The sequence below is a fragment of the Streptomyces sp. NPDC090077 genome, from assembly GCF_044747545.1.
Taxonomy (GTDB): Bacteria; Actinomycetota; Actinomycetes; order Streptomycetales; family Streptomycetaceae; genus Streptomyces.
Genome location: NZ_JBIVEG010000021.1, coordinates 89,285 through 109,592 on the forward strand (window position 1 = coordinate 89,285; position 20,308 = coordinate 109,592).

General features: G+C 70.0%; 16 protein-coding genes, 1 tRNA gene and 1 pseudogene. 6 read left to right on the top strand and 12 right to left on the bottom strand.

The features are described from left to right. Positions 1–6: 6 nt before the first annotated feature. Complete coding sequence (gene clpB / locus ACIPW5_RS28610; RefSeq protein ID WP_401250741.1) at positions 7–2,592, bottom strand: ATP-dependent chaperone ClpB; 2,586 nt, start codon at positions 2,590–2,592, stop codon at positions 7–9. A gap of 169 nt (positions 2,593–2,761) precedes the next feature. On the opposite strand from clpB, the gene ACIPW5_RS28615 reads away from it, so the two are divergent. Next, positions 2,762–3,166: a pyridoxamine 5'-phosphate oxidase family protein gene (locus ACIPW5_RS28615; RefSeq protein ID WP_401250744.1), complete on the top strand. Its 405-nt coding sequence runs from the start codon at positions 2,762–2,764 to the stop codon at positions 3,164–3,166. A 175-nt stretch (positions 3,167–3,341) separates the two neighbouring features. Here the strand turns inward: ACIPW5_RS28615 and ACIPW5_RS28620 are convergent, their stop codons facing one another. Together ACIPW5_RS28620 and ACIPW5_RS28625 are read right to left on the bottom strand one after the other, a co-directional pair. Further along, entirely contained in the window at positions 3,342–3,656 is a 315-nt protein-coding gene (locus ACIPW5_RS28620; RefSeq protein ID WP_030228709.1) for a hypothetical protein, read from the bottom strand. Beyond that, on the bottom strand, positions 3,656–3,853 hold the full coding sequence (locus ACIPW5_RS28625; RefSeq protein WP_401250748.1) for a hypothetical protein: 198 nt from the start codon (positions 3,851–3,853) through the stop codon (positions 3,656–3,658). The genes ACIPW5_RS28620 and ACIPW5_RS28625 overlap by 1 nt, the downstream gene beginning before the upstream one ends. An 85-nt stretch (positions 3,854–3,938) precedes the next feature. On the opposite strand from ACIPW5_RS28625, the gene ACIPW5_RS28630 reads away from it, so the two are divergent. Further along, on the top strand, positions 3,939–4,970 hold the full coding sequence (locus ACIPW5_RS28630; protein WP_401250751.1) for a helix-turn-helix transcriptional regulator: 1,032 nt from the start codon (positions 3,939–3,941) through the stop codon (positions 4,968–4,970). Positions 4,971–5,093: 123 nt separating this feature from the next. On the opposite strand, the gene ACIPW5_RS28635 is transcribed toward ACIPW5_RS28630, so the two are convergent. From ACIPW5_RS28635 to dnaK, 4 genes are read right to left on the bottom strand one after another with little or no spacing between them, the layout of a single operon-like run. After that, positions 5,094–5,561, bottom strand: coding sequence for a heat shock protein transcriptional repressor HspR (locus ACIPW5_RS28635; RefSeq protein WP_385762824.1), 468 nt, complete (start codon positions 5,559–5,561; stop codon positions 5,094–5,096). A 1-nt stretch (position 5,562) separates the two neighbouring features. After that, positions 5,563–6,738 (bottom strand): molecular chaperone DnaJ, encoded by a 1,176-nt coding sequence (gene dnaJ, locus ACIPW5_RS28640; protein WP_401250754.1) that lies wholly within the window; start codon positions 6,736–6,738, stop codon positions 5,563–5,565. A gap of 39 nt (positions 6,739–6,777) precedes the next feature. Beyond that, on the bottom strand, positions 6,778–7,443 hold the full coding sequence (grpE, locus tag ACIPW5_RS28645) for a nucleotide exchange factor GrpE (protein ID WP_401250757.1): 666 nt from the start codon (positions 7,441–7,443) through the stop codon (positions 6,778–6,780). Continuing rightward, positions 7,443–9,287, bottom strand: a complete 1,845-nt coding sequence (dnaK, locus tag ACIPW5_RS28650; protein ID WP_401250760.1) for a molecular chaperone DnaK — start codon at positions 9,285–9,287, stop codon at positions 7,443–7,445. Before dnaK ends, grpE begins: the two co-directional genes overlap by 1 nt. Before the next feature lie 261 nt (positions 9,288–9,548). Between dnaK and ACIPW5_RS28655 the strand changes: the two genes are divergently transcribed. Both ACIPW5_RS28655 and ACIPW5_RS28660 read left to right on the top strand, forming a co-directional pair. Then, on the top strand, positions 9,549–10,157 hold the full coding sequence (locus ACIPW5_RS28655; protein WP_401250763.1) for a sugar transferase: 609 nt from the start codon (positions 9,549–9,551) through the stop codon (positions 10,155–10,157). Positions 10,158–10,267: 110 nt separating this feature from the next. Then, a pseudogene (locus ACIPW5_RS28660) lies at positions 10,268–12,526 on the top strand (heterodisulfide reductase-related iron-sulfur binding cluster); the annotation flags it as partial. 913 nt (positions 12,527–13,439) lie between these two features. Here ACIPW5_RS28660 and ACIPW5_RS28665 read toward each other — a convergent pair. After that, positions 13,440–14,363: a hypothetical protein gene (locus ACIPW5_RS28665; RefSeq protein ID WP_401250766.1), complete on the bottom strand. Its 924-nt coding sequence runs from the start codon at positions 14,361–14,363 to the stop codon at positions 13,440–13,442. A gap of 232 nt (positions 14,364–14,595) precedes the next feature. Here ACIPW5_RS28665 and ACIPW5_RS28670 point away from each other — a divergent pair, with 232 nt between their 5' ends. Further along, positions 14,596–15,561, top strand: coding sequence for a Yip1 family protein (locus ACIPW5_RS28670; RefSeq protein WP_401250768.1), 966 nt, complete (start codon positions 14,596–14,598; stop codon positions 15,559–15,561). Between the two features lie 77 nt (positions 15,562–15,638). Here ACIPW5_RS28670 and ACIPW5_RS28675 read toward each other — a convergent pair whose 3' ends face one another. Continuing rightward, positions 15,639–16,136 (bottom strand): phosphoribosyltransferase, encoded by a 498-nt coding sequence (locus tag ACIPW5_RS28675; protein WP_363053693.1) that lies wholly within the window; start codon positions 16,134–16,136, stop codon positions 15,639–15,641. Continuing rightward, a complete protein-coding gene (gene dcd / locus ACIPW5_RS28680) occupies positions 16,133–16,720 on the bottom strand; it encodes a dCTP deaminase (RefSeq protein WP_007265045.1) in 588 nt (195 codons plus the stop codon). The genes ACIPW5_RS28675 and dcd overlap by 4 nt, the downstream gene beginning before the upstream one ends. A gap of 480 nt (positions 16,721–17,200) precedes the next feature. On the opposite strand from dcd, the gene ACIPW5_RS28685 reads away from it, so the two are divergent. Beyond that, positions 17,201–17,271: transfer RNA gene (locus ACIPW5_RS28685), tRNA-Gly, on the top strand. Positions 17,272–17,567: 296 nt separating this feature from the next. Here ACIPW5_RS28685 and ACIPW5_RS28690 read toward each other — a convergent pair. Together ACIPW5_RS28690 and ACIPW5_RS28695 are read right to left on the bottom strand one after the other, a co-directional pair. After that, complete coding sequence (locus ACIPW5_RS28690; protein WP_401250773.1) at positions 17,568–17,789, bottom strand: hypothetical protein; 222 nt, start codon at positions 17,787–17,789, stop codon at positions 17,568–17,570. A gap of 68 nt (positions 17,790–17,857) precedes the next feature. Continuing rightward, positions 17,858–20,170 (bottom strand): N-6 DNA methylase, encoded by a 2,313-nt coding sequence (locus ACIPW5_RS28695; protein ID WP_401250776.1) that lies wholly within the window; start codon positions 20,168–20,170, stop codon positions 17,858–17,860. Positions 20,171–20,308 lie beyond the last annotated feature (138 nt).

Sequence of the window (20,308 nt, forward strand, 5' to 3'; positions counted from 1 at the left end):
CGGCCCTTACAGGGCGCGGCCGACCAGCAGGTCCTCGCCCGCCACGTCGACGCGTACGGTGTCCCCGTCGCGGACCTCGCCGGAGAGGATCTCCTTGGCCAGGCGGTCGCCCACGGCCGTCTGGATCAGACGGCGCAGGGGCCGGGCACCGTAGGCCGGGTCGTTGCCCTTGTCCGCCAGCCAGGCCAGGGCCGCGGGGGTGACGTCCAGGGCGAGCCTGCGGTCGGCGAGGCGCTTGGCGAGCCGGGCGATCTGGAGCTCGGCGATGTGCGCCAGCTCGTCGCGGGTCAGTGCGGAGAAGACCACGAGGTCGTCGAGGCGGTTGAGGAACTCGGGCTTGAAGCTCGCCCGGACCACGTCCAGGACCTTGGCCTTCTTGTCCTCGTCCGAGGTGACCGGGTCGACCAGGAACTGGCTGCCCAGGTTCGAGGTGAGGATCAGGATGGTGTTGCGGAAGTCCACCGTCCGGCCCTGGCCGTCGGTGAGGCGGCCGTCGTCGAGGACCTGGAGCAGGATGTCGAAGACCTCCGGGTGGGCCTTCTCGACCTCGTCCAGCAGCACCACGCTGTACGGGCGGCGGCGGACGGCCTCGGTGAGCTGGCCGCCCTCCTCGTAGCCCACGTAGCCGGGAGGGGCGCCGACGAGCCGGGCCACGCTGTGCTTCTCGGAGTACTCGGACATGTCGATGCGGACCATGGCCCGCTCGTCGTCGAAGAGGAAGTCCGCGAGGGCCTTGGCCAGCTCCGTCTTGCCCACGCCCGTCGGGCCCAGGAAGAGGAACGAGCCGGTGGGGCGGTCCGGGTCGGCGATGCCGGCGCGGGTGCGGCGCACGGCGTCCGCCACGGCCCGTACGGCCTCGCCCTGGCCGATCAGGCGGCGGCCCAGCTCCTCCTCCATGCGCAGCAGCTTCTGGGTCTCCCCTTCGAGGAGCCGGCCGGCCGGGATCCCGGTCCAGGCGCCGACCACGTCGGCGATGTCGTCGGGTCCGACCTCGTCCTTGACCATGGTGCCCTTGGACGCCTCCGCCTCGGCCTCGGTGGCCTCCGCCAGCTCGCGCTCCAGCTGCGGGATCTCCCCGTAGAGCAGCTTGGAGGCGGTGTCGAAGTCGCCGTCGCGCTGGGCGCGCTCGGCCTGGCCGCGCAGGTCGTCCAGGCGCTCCTTGAGCTCGCCGACGCGGTTGAGGGACTGCTTCTCCTTCTCCCAGCGCGCGGTGAGGCCGCGCAGCTCCTCCTCGCGGTCCGCGAGGTCCTTGCGGATCTTGTCGAGGCGTTCGATCGAGGCCGGGTCGGACTCGTTCTTCAGCGCCAGCTCCTCCATCCGCATCCGGTCCACGGAGCGCTGGAGCTCGTCGATCTCCACGGGCGAGGAGTCGATCTCCATGCGGAGCCGGGAGGCCGCCTCGTCGACGAGGTCGATGGCCTTGTCGGGCAGGAAGCGGGAGGTGATGTAGCGGTCGGAGAGGGTGGCGGCGGCGACGAGGGCGCTGTCGTTGATGACCACCTTGTGGTGGGCCTCGTAGCGGCCCTTGAGCCCGCGCAGGATCGCGATGGTGTCCTCGACGGTGGGCTCGGCGACCAGCACCTGCTGGAAGCGGCGCTCCAGGGCCGGGTCCTTCTCGATCCGCTCGCGGTACTCGTCCAGGGTGGTGGCGCCGACCATGCGCAGCTCGCCGCGGGCCAGCATGGGCTTGAGCATGTTGCCCGCGTCCATGGCGGAGTCCCCGCCGGCCCCGGCACCGACGACGGTGTGGAGCTCGTCGATGAAGGTGATGATCTGGCCCTCGCTCGACTTGATCTCGGCGAGGACGGTCTTCAGGCGCTCCTCGAACTCGCCGCGGTACTTGGCGCCGGCCACCATCGCGCCGAGGTCGAGGGAGACGAGCCGCTTGCCCTTGAGGGACTCGGGGACGTCGCCCTTGACGATGCGCTGGGCCAGGCCCTCGACGACGGCGGTCTTGCCGACGCCGGGCTCGCCGATCAGCACCGGGTTGTTCTTGGTGCGCCGGGAGAGGACCTGGACGACGCGCCGGATCTCGTGGTCGCGGCCGATGACGGGGTCGAGCTTGCCGTCGCGGGCGGCGGCGGTGAAATCGGTGCCGAACTTCTCCAGGGCCTTGTACTGGCCCTCGGGGTCGGGGGTGGTCACCCGCCGTGCTCCTCGTGCGTTCTGGAAGGCGTCCAGCAGCTTCTTCGCCGTGGCGCCCTGGGCGGAAAGGACCTCACCGGCCGGTCCGCCCTTGGCGGCGACGGCGATGAGGAGGTGTTCGGTGGAGAGGTACTCGTCGCCGAGGCGGCCGGCCTCGGCGTCGGCCTCGGCCAGTACGGCGAGCAGGTCGCGGCTGGGCTGCGGGGGCGCGACGGTGGAGCCGGTGACGCTGGGCAGGGCGGCGAGCAGGCGCTCGGCCCCGGCGCGGACGGCGGCCTGGTCGGCGTCGGTGGCGACCAGCAGGTCGACGACGTTCTCGTTGTCCTCGCCGGCGAGCAGCGCCAGCAGGAGGTGTGCGGGGGTCAGGTCGGCGTGGCCGTCCTTGACGGCCCTGCTCGTGGCCGCGTTCAGGGCGTCACGGCTCTTGTTGGTCAGCTCGGCGTCCACTCTCGGTTTCTCCTCTCCGGCGGGCGTACGAGACGCGTCGCACCCGGCGGGCCGCGTGCGTACTCTGACAGATTCAGCATCTGCAAAGTTGAGTCTATTCCACTCAAGGCGGCTTTCGCGGCCATTCCGCCGCCGGATCCCGCGGATGCCCGGGCGTACGCTTCGGCCCATGTCCCATGACGTACTCAACCCGACGCCCGAGTACCTCGCCTTCTGGCGGGAGCGGCACGTCTGCACCCTGACCACCCCGCGCCCGGACGGCACGCCGCACGTGGTGCCCGTGGGCGTCACCTACGACCCTGAGGCCGGGCTGGCACGGGTGATCAGCAACAAGCACAGCAAGAAGGTCCGCAACGTCCTGGCGGCGGCCGGCGGCGGCGCCCGGGTCGCGGTCTGCCAGATGGAGGGCAGGCGCTGGGCCACCCTGGAGGGGCGCGCGGTGGTCCGTACGGACGAGGCCTCGGTCGCCGAGGCCGTGGCGCGCTACGCGGAGCGGTACGGGCGGACGCCCTCGCCCAACCCGGACCGGGTGGTCCTGGAGATCACCCTCGACCGGGCCATGGGCCGGGCCTGAGCCCCGGGGGCGGACCCGGAGCGGCCTGCGGGCACTCCCCGGCGGACGCCGGGACGATTGTCCGGTTCAACCACTGGACGCGGACATCACAACGGCGCCATCGTGGTCAGGTCCACGATGGCGCCGTTGTGTGGGGGTAGCACCTGGAGCGATCTGCAACGACGGGGGAATCGCCTCAGGCACTGCGGGGGGTGGCGGTGGTGATATCGGGTTCGAAGAGCTGGTGGTCACGCTGGTCCAGGTTGACGAAGACCATGCCGTACCGGACCTCGCAGCGGACGGGCTGCGGTGCGCCCCGGGGGCGGCGCAGACAGCGGTAGGCGCGGACGTCTTCGTCCTCCTCGCGCACGACGACGATCGGCTGGCCGAAAAGAGTGACCATCAACGAGTCGCCGGCGTAGGGAATCGCCGTGGCGAGGTCGATGAACTGCCACCCGGAGCGGTACGCGGATGCCATTTCGCGACGGAAGTCGCGGTCGTCGGGGGTCATCAGGAGACCTGCGCAGGCGTGCTGTTCCAGCCGAAATCGCCCTCGACCGTCGCCGCGGCCGACGAGACCGGAGCGGCCTGAGAGCTTCCCGCGTCCCCGTCGGCGGCTATGGCCGCCCCAAAGACCGCAACGGCGGAGAAAACAACGGCAAGCGCCGAGCGAAGCATTCTCTTATACATGGTCGGCTTCGTCCTCACTTGATGGAATCCTCTCCCCCGCACTGTCAGACGATGGCTCATTCAGGCACGTCAGTGCCACAGGGACGATGCATCATGTTCTTACATGTTCAGGACCCTGGGGGGTGGAGATTTGCCCAAGAGCGACATAAACCCGACACATCGCCACCCCGTCACGGAGATGTGCACCGAGGGAGCGCGACTGTACGCCGCCGCCCTGAGCACCGGCCGCGTCGCGCGGGGCGAGGTCAAGAACGCGCCCTGCCTGCTCGAATTCGCACTGCTGCGACCCGACCCTGATGACGCCAACCAGCTGCGCGCGGTTGCTCCGTCCGTCGCCCTGGCCCAGCGGCTGCATCCGCTCGAACGCGAGATCCAGGAGCGCCGGCGCACCGCCGTGGACCTCACCGACGCATTCGAGCCGTTCCTGACCATCAGCGCCCAAAGCCCCGCCAACACCCACGCCATCACGGTCCTGGAGGGGTTCGACCAGATCAACGCCGCCATCGACCTGGCCACCTCCGAGTGCCACACGGAGGCCCTGACCATCCAGCCCGGCGGCGCCCGGCCGACGTTCGTCCTCAGCGAGTCGCTGGAGCGCGCCACTCCGATGATCGACCGCGGGGTGAGCATCCGGACGCTCTACCAGCACACCGTGCGGCACAGCCAGGGCACGCTCGCCTACGTGGACCGGATCTCCGCGGGGAAGGTGGAGATCCGCACGCTGGAGGAGCTGATAGAGCGTCTCATGATCTTCGACCGGACGGTGGCCTTCATCCCCGCCAGCGATGACCGGAAGGTGGCCCTGGAGCTGCGACATCCGGGTCTCGTGGACTACCTCATCAAGGTTTTCGAACAACTCTGGCGCAGGGGCGTCCCGTTGGGCGACGAGATCACCTACACGCACCACCCGGATGGTATCTCCGGAGTGCAGCGTTCCATCGCACAGCTGCTGATCGAGGGCCACGTGGACGAGGCGATCGCCCGCCGGCTGGGAATGAACGTACGTACCTGCCGCGCGCACATCGCGAAGCTGGCCGCGGCGCTCGGCAGCGGCAGCCGGGCCCAGCTCGGCTACCTCATCGCCCAGTCCGGGATCCTGCACGGCTCGGGCCCGGCGCAGCTCCCCGAGGCCTGACGGGGCCCGCGGGTGGCCGCGGGGAGCCGCGGGACGCCCCGGACGCGCACAAGGCCCCGTGGGGCCCCTCCTCGTACGGGAGGGGCCCCACGGGGCCTTCGCCTTCGCTGCGCGGCGCGCGGGTCAGTCGCCCGGACGCCGGGTGGGGCGCCAGACGACCAGTGCGCTGCCCGGCACCGGCGGCTGGTACGGAACCAGGTCGCGGCGGTACGAGGCGTGCACCTGGGCCTCGCGGGCCTGGAGGGCGGCGGCCGCTCCGTCCACGGCGGCGGACAGCTCGGCCACGCGCTGCTGGAGCGCGGCCACCTGGTTCTCCAGTTCGATGATCCGCTTGATCCCGGCCAGGTTGATGCCCTCGTCCTGGGACAGCTGCTGCACCGTGCGGAGCAGCTCGATGTCCCTGGCCGAATAGCGCCGGCCGCGGCCGGCCGTGCGGTCCGGGGAGACCAGGCCGAGACGGTCGTACTGGCGCAGGGTCTGCGGATGCAGGCCCGAGAGCTGGGCGGCCACCGAGATCACGTAGACCGGGGTCTCGTCGGTGAGCTGGTACGCCCCCTCGCCGAAGCGGGGCTGTCGTCGGCGGCCGTCCATGTCATGCTCCCTTCGCGGACTCGAACAGGAGGGCGCGCGGGTCCTCGGACCCGGTCGCGTCCCGGTACATCTCCAGGGCCTCGCGGGCCTTGTCGGACAGCTCCGCCGGAACCGCGACCTCCACCGTGACGAGCAGGTCGCCGCGGGTGCCGTCCTTGCGGACCGCCCCCTTGCCGCGGGCCCGCATGGTGCGGCCGCCGGGGGTGCCCGGGGGGAGCTTCAGGGTGACCGGGGGGCCGCCCAGGGTCGGCACCTTGATGTCGGCGCCCAGGACGGCCTCGGCGAAGGTCACCGGGACCGTCACCGTGAGGTTGTCGCCCTTGCGGCCGAACACCGGGTGGGTGCCCACGTGCACGACCACGTACAGGTCGCCCGCCGGGCCGCCGCGCTCGCCCGGGGCGCCCTTGCCGCGCAGCCGGATCCGCTGGCCGTCGGAGACGCCCGCCGGGATCCGGACCTGCATGGTGCGGGAGGACTTGGCCCGCCCGCTGCCCTTGCAGACCTCGCAGGGGTTCTCCGCGATCAGGCCGCGGCCCTTGCAGTCCGCGCAGGGGTCGGTCAGCGAGAAGCCGCCGCCGCTGCCCCGGGAGACCTGGCCGGTGCCGACGCAGGTCGGGCACACCCGGGGGGTGCCGTTCGTGTCGCCGGTGCCCGAACAGGCCTTGCAGGGGGCCTGCGAGGACATCCGCAGCGGCACCGTCGCGCCGTCCACGGCCTCCGTGAAGGAGAGCGTGACCTCCGACTCGACGTCCTGGCCGCGGCGCGGCTGGGTGCGGGTGCCCGCACCGGGGCCGGCGCCGCGGTTGAACAGGCCGCCGAAGACGTCGCCCAGGCCGCCGCCGAAGCCGCCCTGGCCGCCCTGCTGCGTACCGCCGAACAGGTCGCCCAGGTCGAAGTTGAACGATCCGCCGCCGCCCGGACCGGGGCGGAAGCCACCGTTCCCGAACAGCGCGCGGGCCTCGTCGTACTCCTTGCGCTTCTTGGCGTCGCCGAGGACGTCGTTCGCCTCGGAGATCTCCTTGAAGCGCTCCTCGGCCGAGGCGTCGCCCTTGTTGGCGTCCGGGTGGAACTCGCGGGCGAGCTTCCGGTACGCCTTCTTGATCTCGGCCTCGGTGGCGTCCTTCGGGACACCGAGGACCTTGTAGTAGTCCTTCTCGACGAAGTCCTTCGTGCTCATCCCCGGTGTCCCTCCTCTCGGATCCCTACATGGTGTGCGTCAGCCCTTGTCGGGGGCATCCGTGTCCTTGTCGGACGGCGTGTCGCCGTCACCGGACTCGGACTTCGCGGCGGGCGCCGCGCCCGGCTGGGGCTCGGCCACCGCGACCCGCGCGGGGCGGATCGTGCGCTCGCCGATCCGGTACCCCGGCTGCAGGATCGCCACGCAGGTCGTCTCGGTGACGTCCGGCGCGTACGAGTGCATCAGGGCCTCGTGGATCGTCGGGTCGAAGGGCTCGCCCTCCTTGCCGAACTGCTGCAGCCCCATCTTGGCGGCGGCGGTCTCCAGCGACTCGGCGACCGACTTGAAGCCGCCGACCAGCTCGCCGTGCTCCCGCGCCCGGCCGATGTCGTCCAGGGTCGGGAGGAGCTCCGTCAGCAGGCTCGCGACCGCGATCTCCTTGACGGCGACCCGGTCCCGCTCCACGCGGCGACGGTAGTTCTGGTACTCGGCCTGGAGCCGCTGGAGGTCCGCGGTGCGCTCGCCGAGCGCGGTGCGGGCCTGGTCCAGCTGCGCCAGCAGGGCCACATCCTGAGCCGTGTCCCCGGCCGGGGCCGCCTCGTCCTCCTTCTTGGAGGAGTCGGCGGCCTTCGGCTCCGCGTCGTCACTGCCGGCGCCGGTGGGGACTTCAGGCTTCTCGTCGAAACCCGGGGTCTCCTCCGACATCAGGCAGCGCCGCCCTTCGGCTTCTCGTCGTCGACGATCTCGGCGTCGACGACGTCGTCGTCGGCCTTGGCCTGGCCCGCGTCACCCGCGCCGCCGGCGGCCTGGGCGGCCTGGGCGTCGGCGTAGATGGCCTGGCCGAGCTTCTGGCTGACCGCGGCGAGCTTCTCCGTCGCGGTGCGGATCTCGGCGGCGTCGTCGCCCTTGAGCTTGTCCTTCAGCTCGGTGACGGCCGTCTCGACCTCGGTCTTGACCTCGGCCGGGACCTTCTCCGCGTTGTCCGCGAGGAACTTCTCCGTCTGGTAGACGAGCTGCTCGCCCTGGTTGCGGGACTCGGCCGCCTCCTTGCGGCGCAGGTCCTCGTCCGCGTACTGCTCGGCCTCCTGGCGCATGCGGTCGACCTCGTCCTTGCCGAGCGAGGAGCCGCCGGTGACGGTCATCTTCTGCTCCTTGCCCGTGCCAAGGTCCTTGGCCGTGACGTGCATGATGCCGTTCGCGTCGATGTCGAAGGAGACCTCGATCTGCGGGACGCCGCGCGGGGCCGGCGGCAGGCCCGTCAGCTCGAACATGCCGAGCTTCTTGTTGTACGCCGCGATCTCGCGCTCGCCCTGGTAGACCTGGATCTGCACGGACGGCTGGTTGTCCTCGGCCGTCGTGAAGATCTCCGACCGCTTGGTCGGGATGGTCGTGTTGCGCTCGATGAGCTTGGTCATGATGCCGCCCTTGGTCTCGATGCCGAGGGACAGCGGGGTCACGTCGAGGAGCAGGACGTCCTTGACCTCACCCTTGAGGACACCGGCCTGGAGGGTGGCGCCGATGGCGACGACCTCGTCCGGGTTGACGCCCTTGTTGGCGTCCTGACCGCCGGTGAGCTCCTTGACGAGCTCGGCGACGGCCGGCATGCGGGTGGAGCCGCCGACCAGGACCACGTGGTCGATCTCGGACAGCGCGATGCCGGCGTCCTTGATGACGTTGTGGAACGGGGTCTTGCAGCGGTCGAGCAGGTCCGCGGTCAGCTGCTGGAACTGGGCGCGGGTGAGCTTCTCGTCCAGGTGCAGCGGGCCCTCGGCGGAGGCCGTGATGTACGGCAGGTTGATCGAGGTCTCCGTGGAGGAGGACAGCTCGATCTTCGCCTTCTCGGCGGCCTCGCGCAGGCGCTGGAGCGCCATCTTGTCCTTGGACAGGTCGACGCCGTGGCCGTTGGCGAACTGCTTCACCAGGTAGTCGACGACGCGCTGGTCCCAGTCGTCGCCACCGAGGTGGTTGTCACCGTTGGTGGCCTTGACCTCGACGACACCGTCGCCGATCTCCAGGAGCGACACGTCGAAGGTGCCGCCACCGAGGTCGAAGACGAGAATGGTCTGGTCGTCCTTGTCGAGGCCGTACGCCAGGGCGGCGGCGGTCGGCTCGTTGACGATGCGCAGGACGTTCAGACCGGCGATCTCGCCGGCCTCCTTCGTCGCCTGGCGCTCGGAGTCGTTGAAGTAGGCGGGGACGGTGATGACCGCGTCCGTGACCTTCTCGCCCAGGTACGCCTCGGCGTCGCGCTTCAGCTTCTGCAGGATGAAGGCGCTCATCTGCTGCGGGTTGAAGTCCTTGCCATCCAGGTTGATCTTCCAGTCAGTGCCCATGTGGCGCTTGACGGAGCGGATGGTCCGGTCAACGTTCGTGACCGCCTGGCGCTTGGCCACCTCGCCGACGAGGACCTCGCCGTTCTTGGCGAAGGCGACGACGGACGGCGTGGTCCTGGCACCCTCGGCGTTGGTGATGACGGTGGGCTCGCCGCCTTCGAGAACGCTGACGACGGAGTTAGTGGTGCCCAGGTCGATGCCGACCGCACGTGCCATTTCGATTCCTCCAGCTGACTTGAGTGGAACAGACTCAAGAGTGCATCACCTCCGCCCCGGAGTCAACAGAGGTGAGTCGAGGGGACTCAACCTTTAGGCTGCCCTTACGCTCACCCCGGGCGTCCGGGGCGTCACGCACCCTTGGGGCGCACGGGCCGGGGCGGGGTCCCGGCGGCGGTACCGCACCCGAACGGGTTCCCGCCGCGGCCCGCGACCGCGCGGCGCGCCGGGGGCCGGGCGGGTGTCCGGCAGCGTGCCGGTATGCCCCTGCTGCACCCCCTCACCGCCCGGCCAGGGCTCCGGCTCCGGCTCCGGCAGCTCCGGATCCCGGCCCGGATGCCGCTCCGGATCCCGGTCCGGCTCCCCGCGCGACGGCCGGCCGTGCCCCCGGCCAAGCGGGTCTGCGACCTGATCGGCACCGCGCTCCTGCTGGTCCCCGCCGCCCTCGCGCTGCTGCCGGCCGCCGCCCTGCTGTACGCGGCGACCCGCGCGCGGGTCCTCGTACGGGAGCCCGCCCTCGGGCTCGGCGGGCGGCCGTTCCGGGCCTGGCGGCTGCGCACCGAGGGGGCGGGGCGGGCGGGCGAGCTGGTGCACCGGTGCGCGCTGGAGGGCCTGCCGCGGCTGCTCAACGTGGCGCGTGGCGAGATGTCGCTGGTCGGGCCGCGCCCGGAGGCCCGTACGGACCACCCCGAACGGCTGTTGGTACGTCCCGGAATGACCGGATTGTGGCAGGTCAGCGCGCGTTCCGACCTCCCCTGGGCGGAGATGGCCCTGCTCGACCGGCACTATGTGGAGAGCCATTGGCTGGGGATGGATCTCGCGATCCTCGCGCAGACCCCTCGGGCGGCCTACCGACAGAGGCATGCCTGAGCGACACAGATCACCGCACGCTCACCTACAGTGCGGCGCGGGAACTGGGTAACCTCAAGCCTTGACTCAATAAGTTACCGCTTAGTAAGTCCCGCCCGAGGAGCCCTCCCATGCAACTCGCCGCGATCATCGTGTCGCTGGTCCTGACCGTGGTCGGCGTCGCGCTGATCGCCCGAGCCGTGGCGCAGATCTACCGGTTCGTGAAGCTCGGCCAACCCGTACCGGCGGGCAGCCGCACGGACCGTCCGAAGGACCGAACGATCACCCTGGTCAGGGAGTTCCTCGGGCACTCCCGGATGAACCGGTGGGGCATCGTCGGCTTCGCGCACTGGTTCGTCGCGATCGGATTCCTGACGCTGCCGCCCACCCTGGTGCAGGCCTTCGGCCAACTCTTCCAGGCCGACTGGCTGCTGCCGATCGTCGGCGACTTCCTGCCCTTCGAGCTCTACACCGAGTTCATCGGCGTGATGACCGTCGTCGGCATCGTCGTCCTGATGGTGATCCGCCTGCTCAACCTCCCCTCGCGGGCCGGTCGCAAGTCGCGCTTCGCCGGCTCGAAGGCCTGGCAGGCGTACTTCGTCGAGTACGTCATCCTCACCATCGGCCTCGCGATCCTCGCGCTGCGCGGCCTGGAGGGCGCGATCCACGGCGTCGAGTCGTACGAGCCGGCGTACTTCGCCTCGTACCCGCTGGTGCTGGCCTTCAAGGGCCTCTCCTACAGCGGCATCCAGAACGCCATCTACTTCACCGCGATGGTGAAGATCAGCGTCTCCTTCATCTGGATGATCACGGTCTCGCTCAACACCAACATGGGCGTGGCCTGGCACCGCTTCCTCGGCTTCCCGAACATCTGGTTCAAGCGCAACGCCGACGGTTCGACGGCGCTCGGCGCCCTGCAGCCGATGACCTCGGGCGGCAAGGAGATCGACTTCGAGGAGCCGGGCGAGGACGACGTCTTCGGCGTCTCCCAGGTCGAGCAGTTCTCCTGGAAGGGCATCCTCGACTTCTCCACCTGCACCGAGTGCGGCCGCTGCCAGTCGCAGTGCCCCGCCTGGAACACCGGCAAGCCGCTGTCCCCGAAGCTCCTGATCATGTCGCTGCGCGACCACGCGCACGCGAAGGCCCCGTACCTGCTCGCGGGCGGCGGCAAGACCATGGAGGGCGAGGAGAAGGCGACCGCCGAGCAGCTCAAGGACGTCCCGGCGGCGGCCCTGGCCGAGGCGGAGCGCCCGCTGATCGGCACGGCCGAGGAGAACGGCGTCATCGACCCGGACGTGCTGTGGTCCTGCACGACCTGTGGCGCGTGCGTGGAGCAGTGCCCCGTCGACATCGAGCACATCGACCACATCGTCGACATGCGCCGCTACCAGGTGATGATCGAGAGCGCGTTCCCGTCGGAGGCGGGCACGATGCTCAAGAACCTGGAGAAGAAGGGCAACCCCTGGGGCCTGGCCAAGAAGCAGCGCGTGGAGTGGACGAAGGAGGTCGACTTCGAGGTCCCGATCATCGGGAAGGACGCGGAGGACCTCTCGGAGTTCGACTACCTGTACTGGGTCGGCTGCGCGGGCGCCCTGGAGGACCGGGCGAAGAAGACCACCAAGGCCTTCGCGGAGCTGCTGAACATCGCGGGCGTCAAGTTCGCGATCATGGGCGGCGACGAGAAGTGCACCGGTGACTCGCCGCGCCGCCTGGGCAATGAGCCGCTGTTCCAGCAGCTGGGCCAGGAGAACGTGGCCATGCTGAACATGGCGTTCGGCGAGGACGACGACGACCCGTCGACGAAGAAGCCGAAGTCGGCGAAGCGGATCGTCTCCACCTGCCCGCACTGCTTCAACACCATCGCCAACGAGTACCCGCAGCTGGGCGGCGAGTACGAGGTCATCCACCACACGCAGCTGCTGCAGCACCTGATCGACGAGGGCCGGCTGACGCCGGTGACGCCGGTCGACGGCCTCATCACGTACCACGACCCCTGCTACCTGGGCCGGCACAACAAGGTCTACACGCCGCCGCGCGAGATCATGTCCGCCGTGCCGGGGCTGCGGCAGCAGGAGATGCACCGCCACAAGGAGCGGGGCTTCTGCTGTGGCGCCGGTGGTGCGCGGATGTGGATGGAGGAGCGGATCGGCAAGCGCATCAACAACGAGCGCGTCGACGAGGCCCTCTCGCTGAACCCCGACATCGTCTCCACCGCCTGCCCGTTCTGCCTGGTGATGCTGACCGACTCGGTGAACGGCAAGAAGAACGACGGCCAGGCGAAGGAGTCCGTCCAGGTCGTGGACGTGGCGCAGCTGCTGCTGGAGTCGGTGAAGGCCCCGGAGCCGACGGAGGAGGAGCTCGCGGCCCTGGCGGCGGAGGCCGAGGCGGCCGCCGCTGCGGCTGCCGCCGAGGAGGCCGAGGCGAAGGCGGCCGCGGAAGCGAAGGCCGCTGCCGAGGCGGAGGCGAAGGCGGCTGCCGCTGCGAAGGCGAAGGAAAAGGCCGAGGCCGCCGAGGCCGCCGAGGCCGCTGCCGCTGCCGCTGCCGCTGCGGAGAAGGAGTCCGAGGCGGCCGCCGCTGCGGAGCCGAAGTCCGACGCCGAGGCCGAGACCGAGGCGGCGCCGAAGGCCGACGCGAAGCCGGAGCCGGACGCCGACGCCAAGGAGGCTCCGGTCGCGGAGACCGAGGCCGCCGACGAGGCGCCCGAGGCGAAGCCGGAATCGGACGCCGGGGCGGAGACCGAGGCTCCCGCCGAGGCCAAGGCCGAAACTCCAGCCGAGGACAAGGCCGAGGCCCCGGCGGAGGCCGAGACCAAGGCGGAGGCCCCGGCTGACGCTCAGACCCCGGCCAAGGCGGAGACCGAAGCTGCGACCGAGGCCGAGGCCGAGGCTCCGGCCGAAGCCGAGACCAAGGCGGAGGCCCCGGCCAAGGCGGAGGCTCCGGCCAAGGCGCAGACCGAGACCAAGGCGGAGGCCCCGGCAGAGGACGCGGCCCAGGCAGAGGCCGAGACCAAGGCAGCCCCGGCTGAGGACGCGGCCACCGCCGAGGCCGAGACCAAGGCGGAGGCTCCGGCCGAGACCGAGGCGGAGGCTCCGGCCGAGACCGAGGCGGAGGCTCCGGCCGAGACCGAGGCGGAGGCTCCGGCTGGGACCAAGTCCGGGGCCGACGCTCCGGCCGAGGACGCGGCAGACGCCAAGGACGCGCCCGAGGCGGCCAAGTAGGCGCGGGCCGCTCGTCACGGTGAGAACGGCCGGTCCCCCCGCGGGGGGACCGGCCGTTCCGCGTATCCGGCTGCCGGGCGGGGCGTCAGCCGTCGGTGCGGTTGCGGCGGAGCAGTGCGAAGCCGAGGCCCGCCGCGCCCGTCGCGGCCATGCCGCCGCCCGCGGCCAGCAGCAGCGGGGTTTCCGTCTGCGGGTCGGTGGTGCCCGGGGCGCCGGCGTTCACGCCGCCCTTCGGGAGGACCCGCTCGATCTTCGTCGGCTTCGCCGTCGTCGGCTTCTCCGCCCGGTACCGCTCGATCAGCCTGCCGGTGGAGAAGTCGTACACCCAGCTGTCCCCGCCCCCCTTGCCGTCGATGACGACGAACTTCACGCGCTTCCCGTCCTGGACGAGCCTGTACGTCCAGCCGTCGTTCAGCACGCTCGGGTTCTTCAGGTCGATCGAGCCGAGCACGTTGCCGTTCGGCATGGAGATCTCGGCCCGCTTGCCCTTCGGGCCGTCGACCAGCCGCGCGATCCGCCCGTCCGGCATGGTGATCCGCACCGAGGTCTCCTTCTCCAGCTTCGGCTTCGGCTTGTGGGAGCCGCCCTCGACCCACGAGGTGACGGTGCCGTCCGGCCGGAGGACGACGTGCAGGCCGTTGTGCTGCCCGTACGCCGGTTCGCCGTTCCTGCTGACCAGGGTGTCCAGCTTCGTGCCGCGGGCGAGGACGTCCGCCTCGAAGCGGCCGTCGCCGGCCTTGTAGACCTTGGCGACCGACCCGTCGGCCAGCTTCACGGTGGTGACGTACACCCGCCCCTTCCACGGCTTGCCGGCCGGCTTCTCGCTCGGCTCGACCGGCGGCTTCACCGACGGGTCCACCACCGGCTGCTCGATCCCCGGCAGCACCTCGGGCTCCGGCACCGTCGGCGAGTCCGCGAAGGCGGAGCCGACGGGCAGCGCCAGCACGGCGGCGGTGCCGGTGAGGACTGCGGCGGTACGAAGGGCGGTGCTGCGGCGGGTACGGCGCATGTCTGGGGTTTCCGTTCTGGTTCGTGACTCCGTGGCGGCGACACTCCCGAAGCTACGGACCGGATGCGTACGCATCCCCTCGGCTGCGTAACAGACCCCCACAGAACCCCACGCAACCGTGTAAATCACCCTCCCCCCACTCCCCCTAGGGGATGTCACAGGTCAGCCGCAAAGGCCGCCCGTATCGGCGGCCCGGCCACGGTCGCCCGGCGGAGCAGGTACTTTCGATCACGTGGCTGGATTCAGGATCGGACGCGGCAGGGACGACAACCACCCTCCGCAGCAACCCCCGCACACCCCGCGGCAGCAGCCGTACGGTCAGCAGCAGCAGCAAGCGCCGCAGGCACCGTACGGCCATCAGCCCTACCCGCCCGCAGGCCCGCCGCCGCAGCAGCACTGGCCGGCCCAGGGCGGCGCGGGCGACCACGGCGAACCGGAGTACTTCGACCCGTACGGCCAGCAGGGCCAGCAGGGCCGGCCCGGCCAGTACGCCCAGCCGCACCCGCAGCCGCCGCACGACCCGTACGCGGGGCAGCACGCGCACGGGGGCTCGTACGCGAACGACCCGGGCCACACCCAGGCCTTCTCGGTCGGCGAGGACCCGTACGGCCAGGGCGCGACCTACCAGGCGGGCGCGGCCCCCGCGGCCCCCGCCGGGCCGCGGCTGCCCTGGAAGGACCTGCTGCGCGGCATCGTGCTGCGGCCGGGGCCGACCTTCCTCCAGATGCGCGACTACCCCGTCTGGGGCCCGGCGCTGGTCGTGACCTTCGTCTACGGCATGCTCGCGGTCTTCGGCTTCGACAAGGCCCGCGAGGACGCCATCAAGGCGACCCTCACCCAGGTGATCCCGATCATCCTCAGCGCCGGCGTGGCCTTCGTGCTGTGCGGCCTGATCCTCGGCGCGGTCACCCACACGCTGGCCCGCCAGCTGGGCGGCGACGGCGCGTGGCAGCCGACCGTGGGCCTGTCGATGCTGGTCATGTCCATCACAGACGCACCGCGCCTGCTGGTGGCGGTGTTCCTGGGCGGCGACAACATGCTCGTGCAGGTGCTGGGCTGGGTGACCTGGCTGGCGGCCGGCGCCCTGTTCACCTCGATGGTGAGCAAGTCGCACGACCTGCCCTGGCAGAAGGCGCTGGGCGCGTCCGCGATCCAGCTGGTCGCACTGCTCTCGATGATCAAGCTGGGCACGCTCTAGCCGACCCGGCACGTATGGGAAGGGCCCGCCGCGCGATCGCGCGGCGGGCCCTTCCCGTATCCGTGTCCGTACCCGTATCAGGCGTCGAGGACCTGGCCCTCGCGCTTGACCACAGGCGGCTGGACCGACCAGGGGAACTCGATCCAGTCGTCGGTGCGCTTCCACACGTACTCGCACTGCACGAGCGAGTGGGACTTCTCGTAGATGACGGCGGAGCGCACCTCGGCGACGTGGCCGAGGCAGAAGTCGTGGACGAGCTTGAGCGTCTTGCCCGTGTCGGCCACGTCGTCGGCGATCAGGACCTTCTTGTTCGTGAAGTCGATCGCCTCGGGCACCGGCGCCAGCATGACCGGCATCTCCAGGGTGGTGCCCACGCCGGTGTAGAACTCCACGTTCACGAGGTGGATGTTCTTGCAGTCGAGCGCGTACGCCAGGCCGCCGGCGACGAACACGCCGCCGCGGGCGATGCTCAGGATGATGTCGGGCTCGTAGCCGTCGTCGGCGATGGTCTGCGCCAGCTCGCGGACGGCGTTGCCGAAGCCCTCGTAGGTCAGGTTCTCGCGTACTGCGCTCATGCCTCGTGCCTCACCTGGGTGCGGTGGAAGTTCTGGAAGGAGCGCGAGGCGGTCGGCCCGCGCTGCCCCTGGTACCTGGATCCGTACCGCTCGCTGCCGTACGGGAACTCCGCGGGCGAGCTGAGGCGGAACATGCACAGCTGCCCGATCTTCATGCCCGGCCAGAGCTTGATCGGAAGGGTGGCCAGGTTCGACAGCTCCAGGGTCACGTGCCCGGAGAACCCGGGGTCGATGAACCCGGCCGTCGAATGCGTCACCAGACCCAGGCGGCCGAGGCTGGACTTGCCCTCCAGCCGGGAGGCGATGTCCTCGGGGAGCGAGATGACCTCGTACGTCGAGGCCAGCACGAACTCACCCGGATGCAGGATGAACGCCTCGTCGCCCTCGGGCTCGACCATGCGGGTCAGGTCGGGCTGCTCGATGGCGGGGTCGATGTGCGCGTAGCGGTGGTTCTCGAAGACCCGGAAGAACCGGTCGAGGCGTACGTCGATGCTGGAGGGCTGCACCATCGACTCGTCGAACGGGTCAATGCGAACCCGTCCGCTGTCGATCTCGGCCCGGATGTCTTTGTCGGAGAGAAGCACGTCCCGAGGATACGCAGAGCGCGCGGGCCACCCCCAATCGAGAAGGCCCCCGCGCGCCCGTACCGCCTACCGTCCTGTCGTCCCGCGCCCTAGCGCTTGACGCCGCCGACGGGCACCGCGTGCCTCAGCCGCGCGCACCGCGGGCACCGCAGCAGCCGCCCGGGCCCGATCCGGCCGGCACCGAGGTGCTGCAGCGGGAACGAAGCGGTGTTGAAAACATGCCCTTCGGCACAACGGACGACTGTGTGCTCCATCGAGTCCCTTTCCCCAACGAGCCGTAACGCGATGAATCGCCACATTAGGGGATGATCGGGACCCACTCCAGCCGCCGCTCCGCGCCCCTACGGTACGCCCCAACTCCCGCCCCCACGAACCCTGCTGCGAGGCGCAAACGACGACGACCCGGACGGGAGAATTCACCGGGGGTCGATCATGGGGTACAGTGTGCAACGGTAGGGATCCAGGCAACTGGACCACCTTGCGGATGTAGTTTAATGGTAGAACATGAGCTTCCCAAGCTTATAGCGCGGGTTCGATTCCCGTCATCCGCTCTTGAACGAAGGCCCAGGTCAGCGACCTGGGCCTTCGTCGTTGTCTCAACCTGTCTACGGCTTTCGCGCCAGAATCCTCGGCGCGGAGTCGCCTGAGCGTAAAGGCGGCCGCCGTCTCACACTGCCGCTCCAAGTCCGAGTGCCGGCAATTTCTTGACTCGGCCCGCAGGACTGGCAGTCCTTCCGGACACCGGAGCCGTCCAGCGCACCTGGAAGTGGCGTCCATCAAGGCGTAGGGGCGACCTCGGCCCGATGACCCGACCCCGGTCTTCACGAACCCCGAGAGGGGATCCGGCTCAGCCCATGCGCTTGAGTTCACGCACGGTTGCCGGCACAGCGAGGAAGAGGGCGAACGCGGTCGCGAAACCGCCTCCCCCGGCCAGAACGGCCTCGGTGGTGGCGGCGCCCGATCGAAGCGTGAGCAGGGCGACGACCAGGCCGACCACCACGGAACAGGCCACGTACAGGGCAATCCACAGTCGCCACATGCGCGTGGAGGAGGCCGCCGGTTCGGGCATGGAATCGATCCTTTCTGGGTTCTCGGACGAGGACAGGGACGGACGGTTCGGGGGATCGCAGTAGGCCGTCACAGTGATTCCACCGAGCCGTGCAGGAGATGCTCGGCGAGTTCGGCCCGCAACCCGCCGAGCGCCGAGGCGTACGAGGCGTACGCCTCGGCGCTCTGGTGCAGATCACGGAGAAGTTCCACACACCGGCGCTGCTGCTCGATGGGCGGAAAGCGCACCGGAAGGTGCCCCAGGGCCTCGGACCTCAGCGACGGGGCTGCCGTGGCCGCGGCCCGGTGCGACATCCACTCCCGCGCGTGCCGGAGGCCGAGATAGGCGTGGAGGTACCGAGGATCGATCTCAGCCGTCCGAAGTACACGCAGCCGCGTGACGTTCGCACTGAGCAGCCATGCCTCTTGCGAACTTGAAACCAGAGCGGGTTGCTGCTGTGCACCCGTGCGCACGCAGACAATGTCGTTCGCGTGCACCTCGAACTTCTTGAAACGCTCAGCCATCTGCCAGGACACCCGATGACGGGGTTCGTCCACGATCCTTCCCCCGACGAAATCCTGCGGAAAGATGAGCGGAACACCGGCGTCGGCTGTGCGCGCCGATGCTGGGAGGCGGGTGTACGAAAGTCCGGGGCGGATCTCGCACAACTGCACGAGGGTCTTCTCTTCCCAGTGGTCAGGACCGGAACCCGGACGGTAGCCGTACTCCAATCCTGGCTCCCGCTGATCCAGCAGACGCACCCTGTCGCCGTACGCTGCCACGGCGTCCTCCGCTTCGCCCAGCCGGGCCGCAACGGGAGCGGCACCGTAGTGTCCGCCACCGAGGTAGTCACCGGGGTGCAGCGAGTATTCCTCGCCGACGATGTCCTTGCGCAGCACAGAGGTGACTGAGAAGCCTTGGTCGGCAGTGCGCAGCACGTCCTCACCCGGTTCCGGGCCACCTGCTCTGTCGAACCAGGCACGTACCACCTCCGTGATCGCCGCACTGTCCGTGTCACGAAGTACGCGCCGACGTCGGCGTTTCTCCCCCAGGCCCTGTGCATCGACGAAGAGGACGTCCTCCCGTACCGGACGTTCGACCCGCCGCAGCAGCCACAGGGAGACCGGCACCGGCGTCGCGGAGAACAGGTGTGGCGGCAGCACGATGACGGACTCGACGACTCCCGTACGGACGAGCGCCGCGCGGATCTCACGCTCGGCAGCGTTGACCGAGTTGCCCGCCTTCACCGGCATCACCACCGCTGCTCGTCCACCGGGTACCAGTGCCTGGAGGACGTACTGCACCCAGGCGAAATTGTCGTTGCCCCGGGGCGGGGCGCCGTACGGCCAGTTCCCCGTTCGCCGGCCAGGGCCGGGTGCATCACTCATGTTGAACGGCGGGTTCGTCAACACGACGTCCGCGTGGTGTTCCCGGAGCGGTGGCCATCGGTCCGACCGGTTGCTGCTCACCTTGGGCCGCACCCCAAGGTGGAGGAGGTACAGACTCGCAACCGACTGCAGCCGTCCGTCCAGGGTCTCGCCGTAGACAGTCCCGCCCGCGTCCCCGACGTGTCGGTACGCGGCCGCCAGCATTTCCCCGCCCCGCGTATAGGGGTCCAACACAGTGGCCTTCTCACCTGGGGCCAGCATCAGATCTGCCGCCAACGAGGCCAGGCCCACCGGGCTGCAGAACTCCGAGCTCTGCAGTCCTTCCCGGACGCTGAACGACTCCCACACCAGCTGAAACGCACCCACGCCGGCGCGGGCCGCCGTATGCACAGCCGCAATGAGGTCGTCCCAGCTGCGCGGTTGGAGATTCAGCAGACTGCCCCGCATGTCGGTACGGTCACCATGCTGGCGCAGAGTCTCCCGGGCCATGTCGCCAAGGGAACCCAAGAGTCCCTTGACGTTCTGTGCCTGTTCACCCGCTGCCATGAGGTGCTCGATCCGACGCCACTGCTCCGGCTCTGCGTGGCGTACGTACATGACGAAGAGACAGAGGTTCACGAAATCCGCCATCGCGGCCGGACCCCGCACCCGATCCGCGAGACGGTCCATCAGCTGATCGACAGCCTGCCTGTCCCCGTCCTCGATCTGCGGGGAGAGAATCCGCGCGGACTTCGTTGCCGTCCCTCGCCTCCCGGTCGCACGGCCGAAGCGGTCGGCGTAGGTCGTACCAGCCCGCTCCCCCTTCAACAGTTGTCGTGGCCGAAGGCCGCGGGTCACCAGCCATCGCCCGATCTCGGCTTCCCGAAAGAGCTCCGCGTCACCGGAACGCACAGGTGTGGGGAAGTCCTCGTACCGCCGAGCCCAGTTCGACACGGCCGGACGGCTCACTCGGAGGCGGTGCGCGATCTGCGTCCGGGTAAGCAGACCTGTCTGTTCGTCATGTGCTGGCTCCATCACGACTCCTTGGCATCGTGTCGGCTTTATCTGCCGACACGAGGACCGTAGGCGGAATGCAACGTGTGGATCAAGTGAGCATTCACAGTGCTCATGGCCCATCGCTGAAGAAGAGAGGGAGCCTCAGGGAGGAGTCAC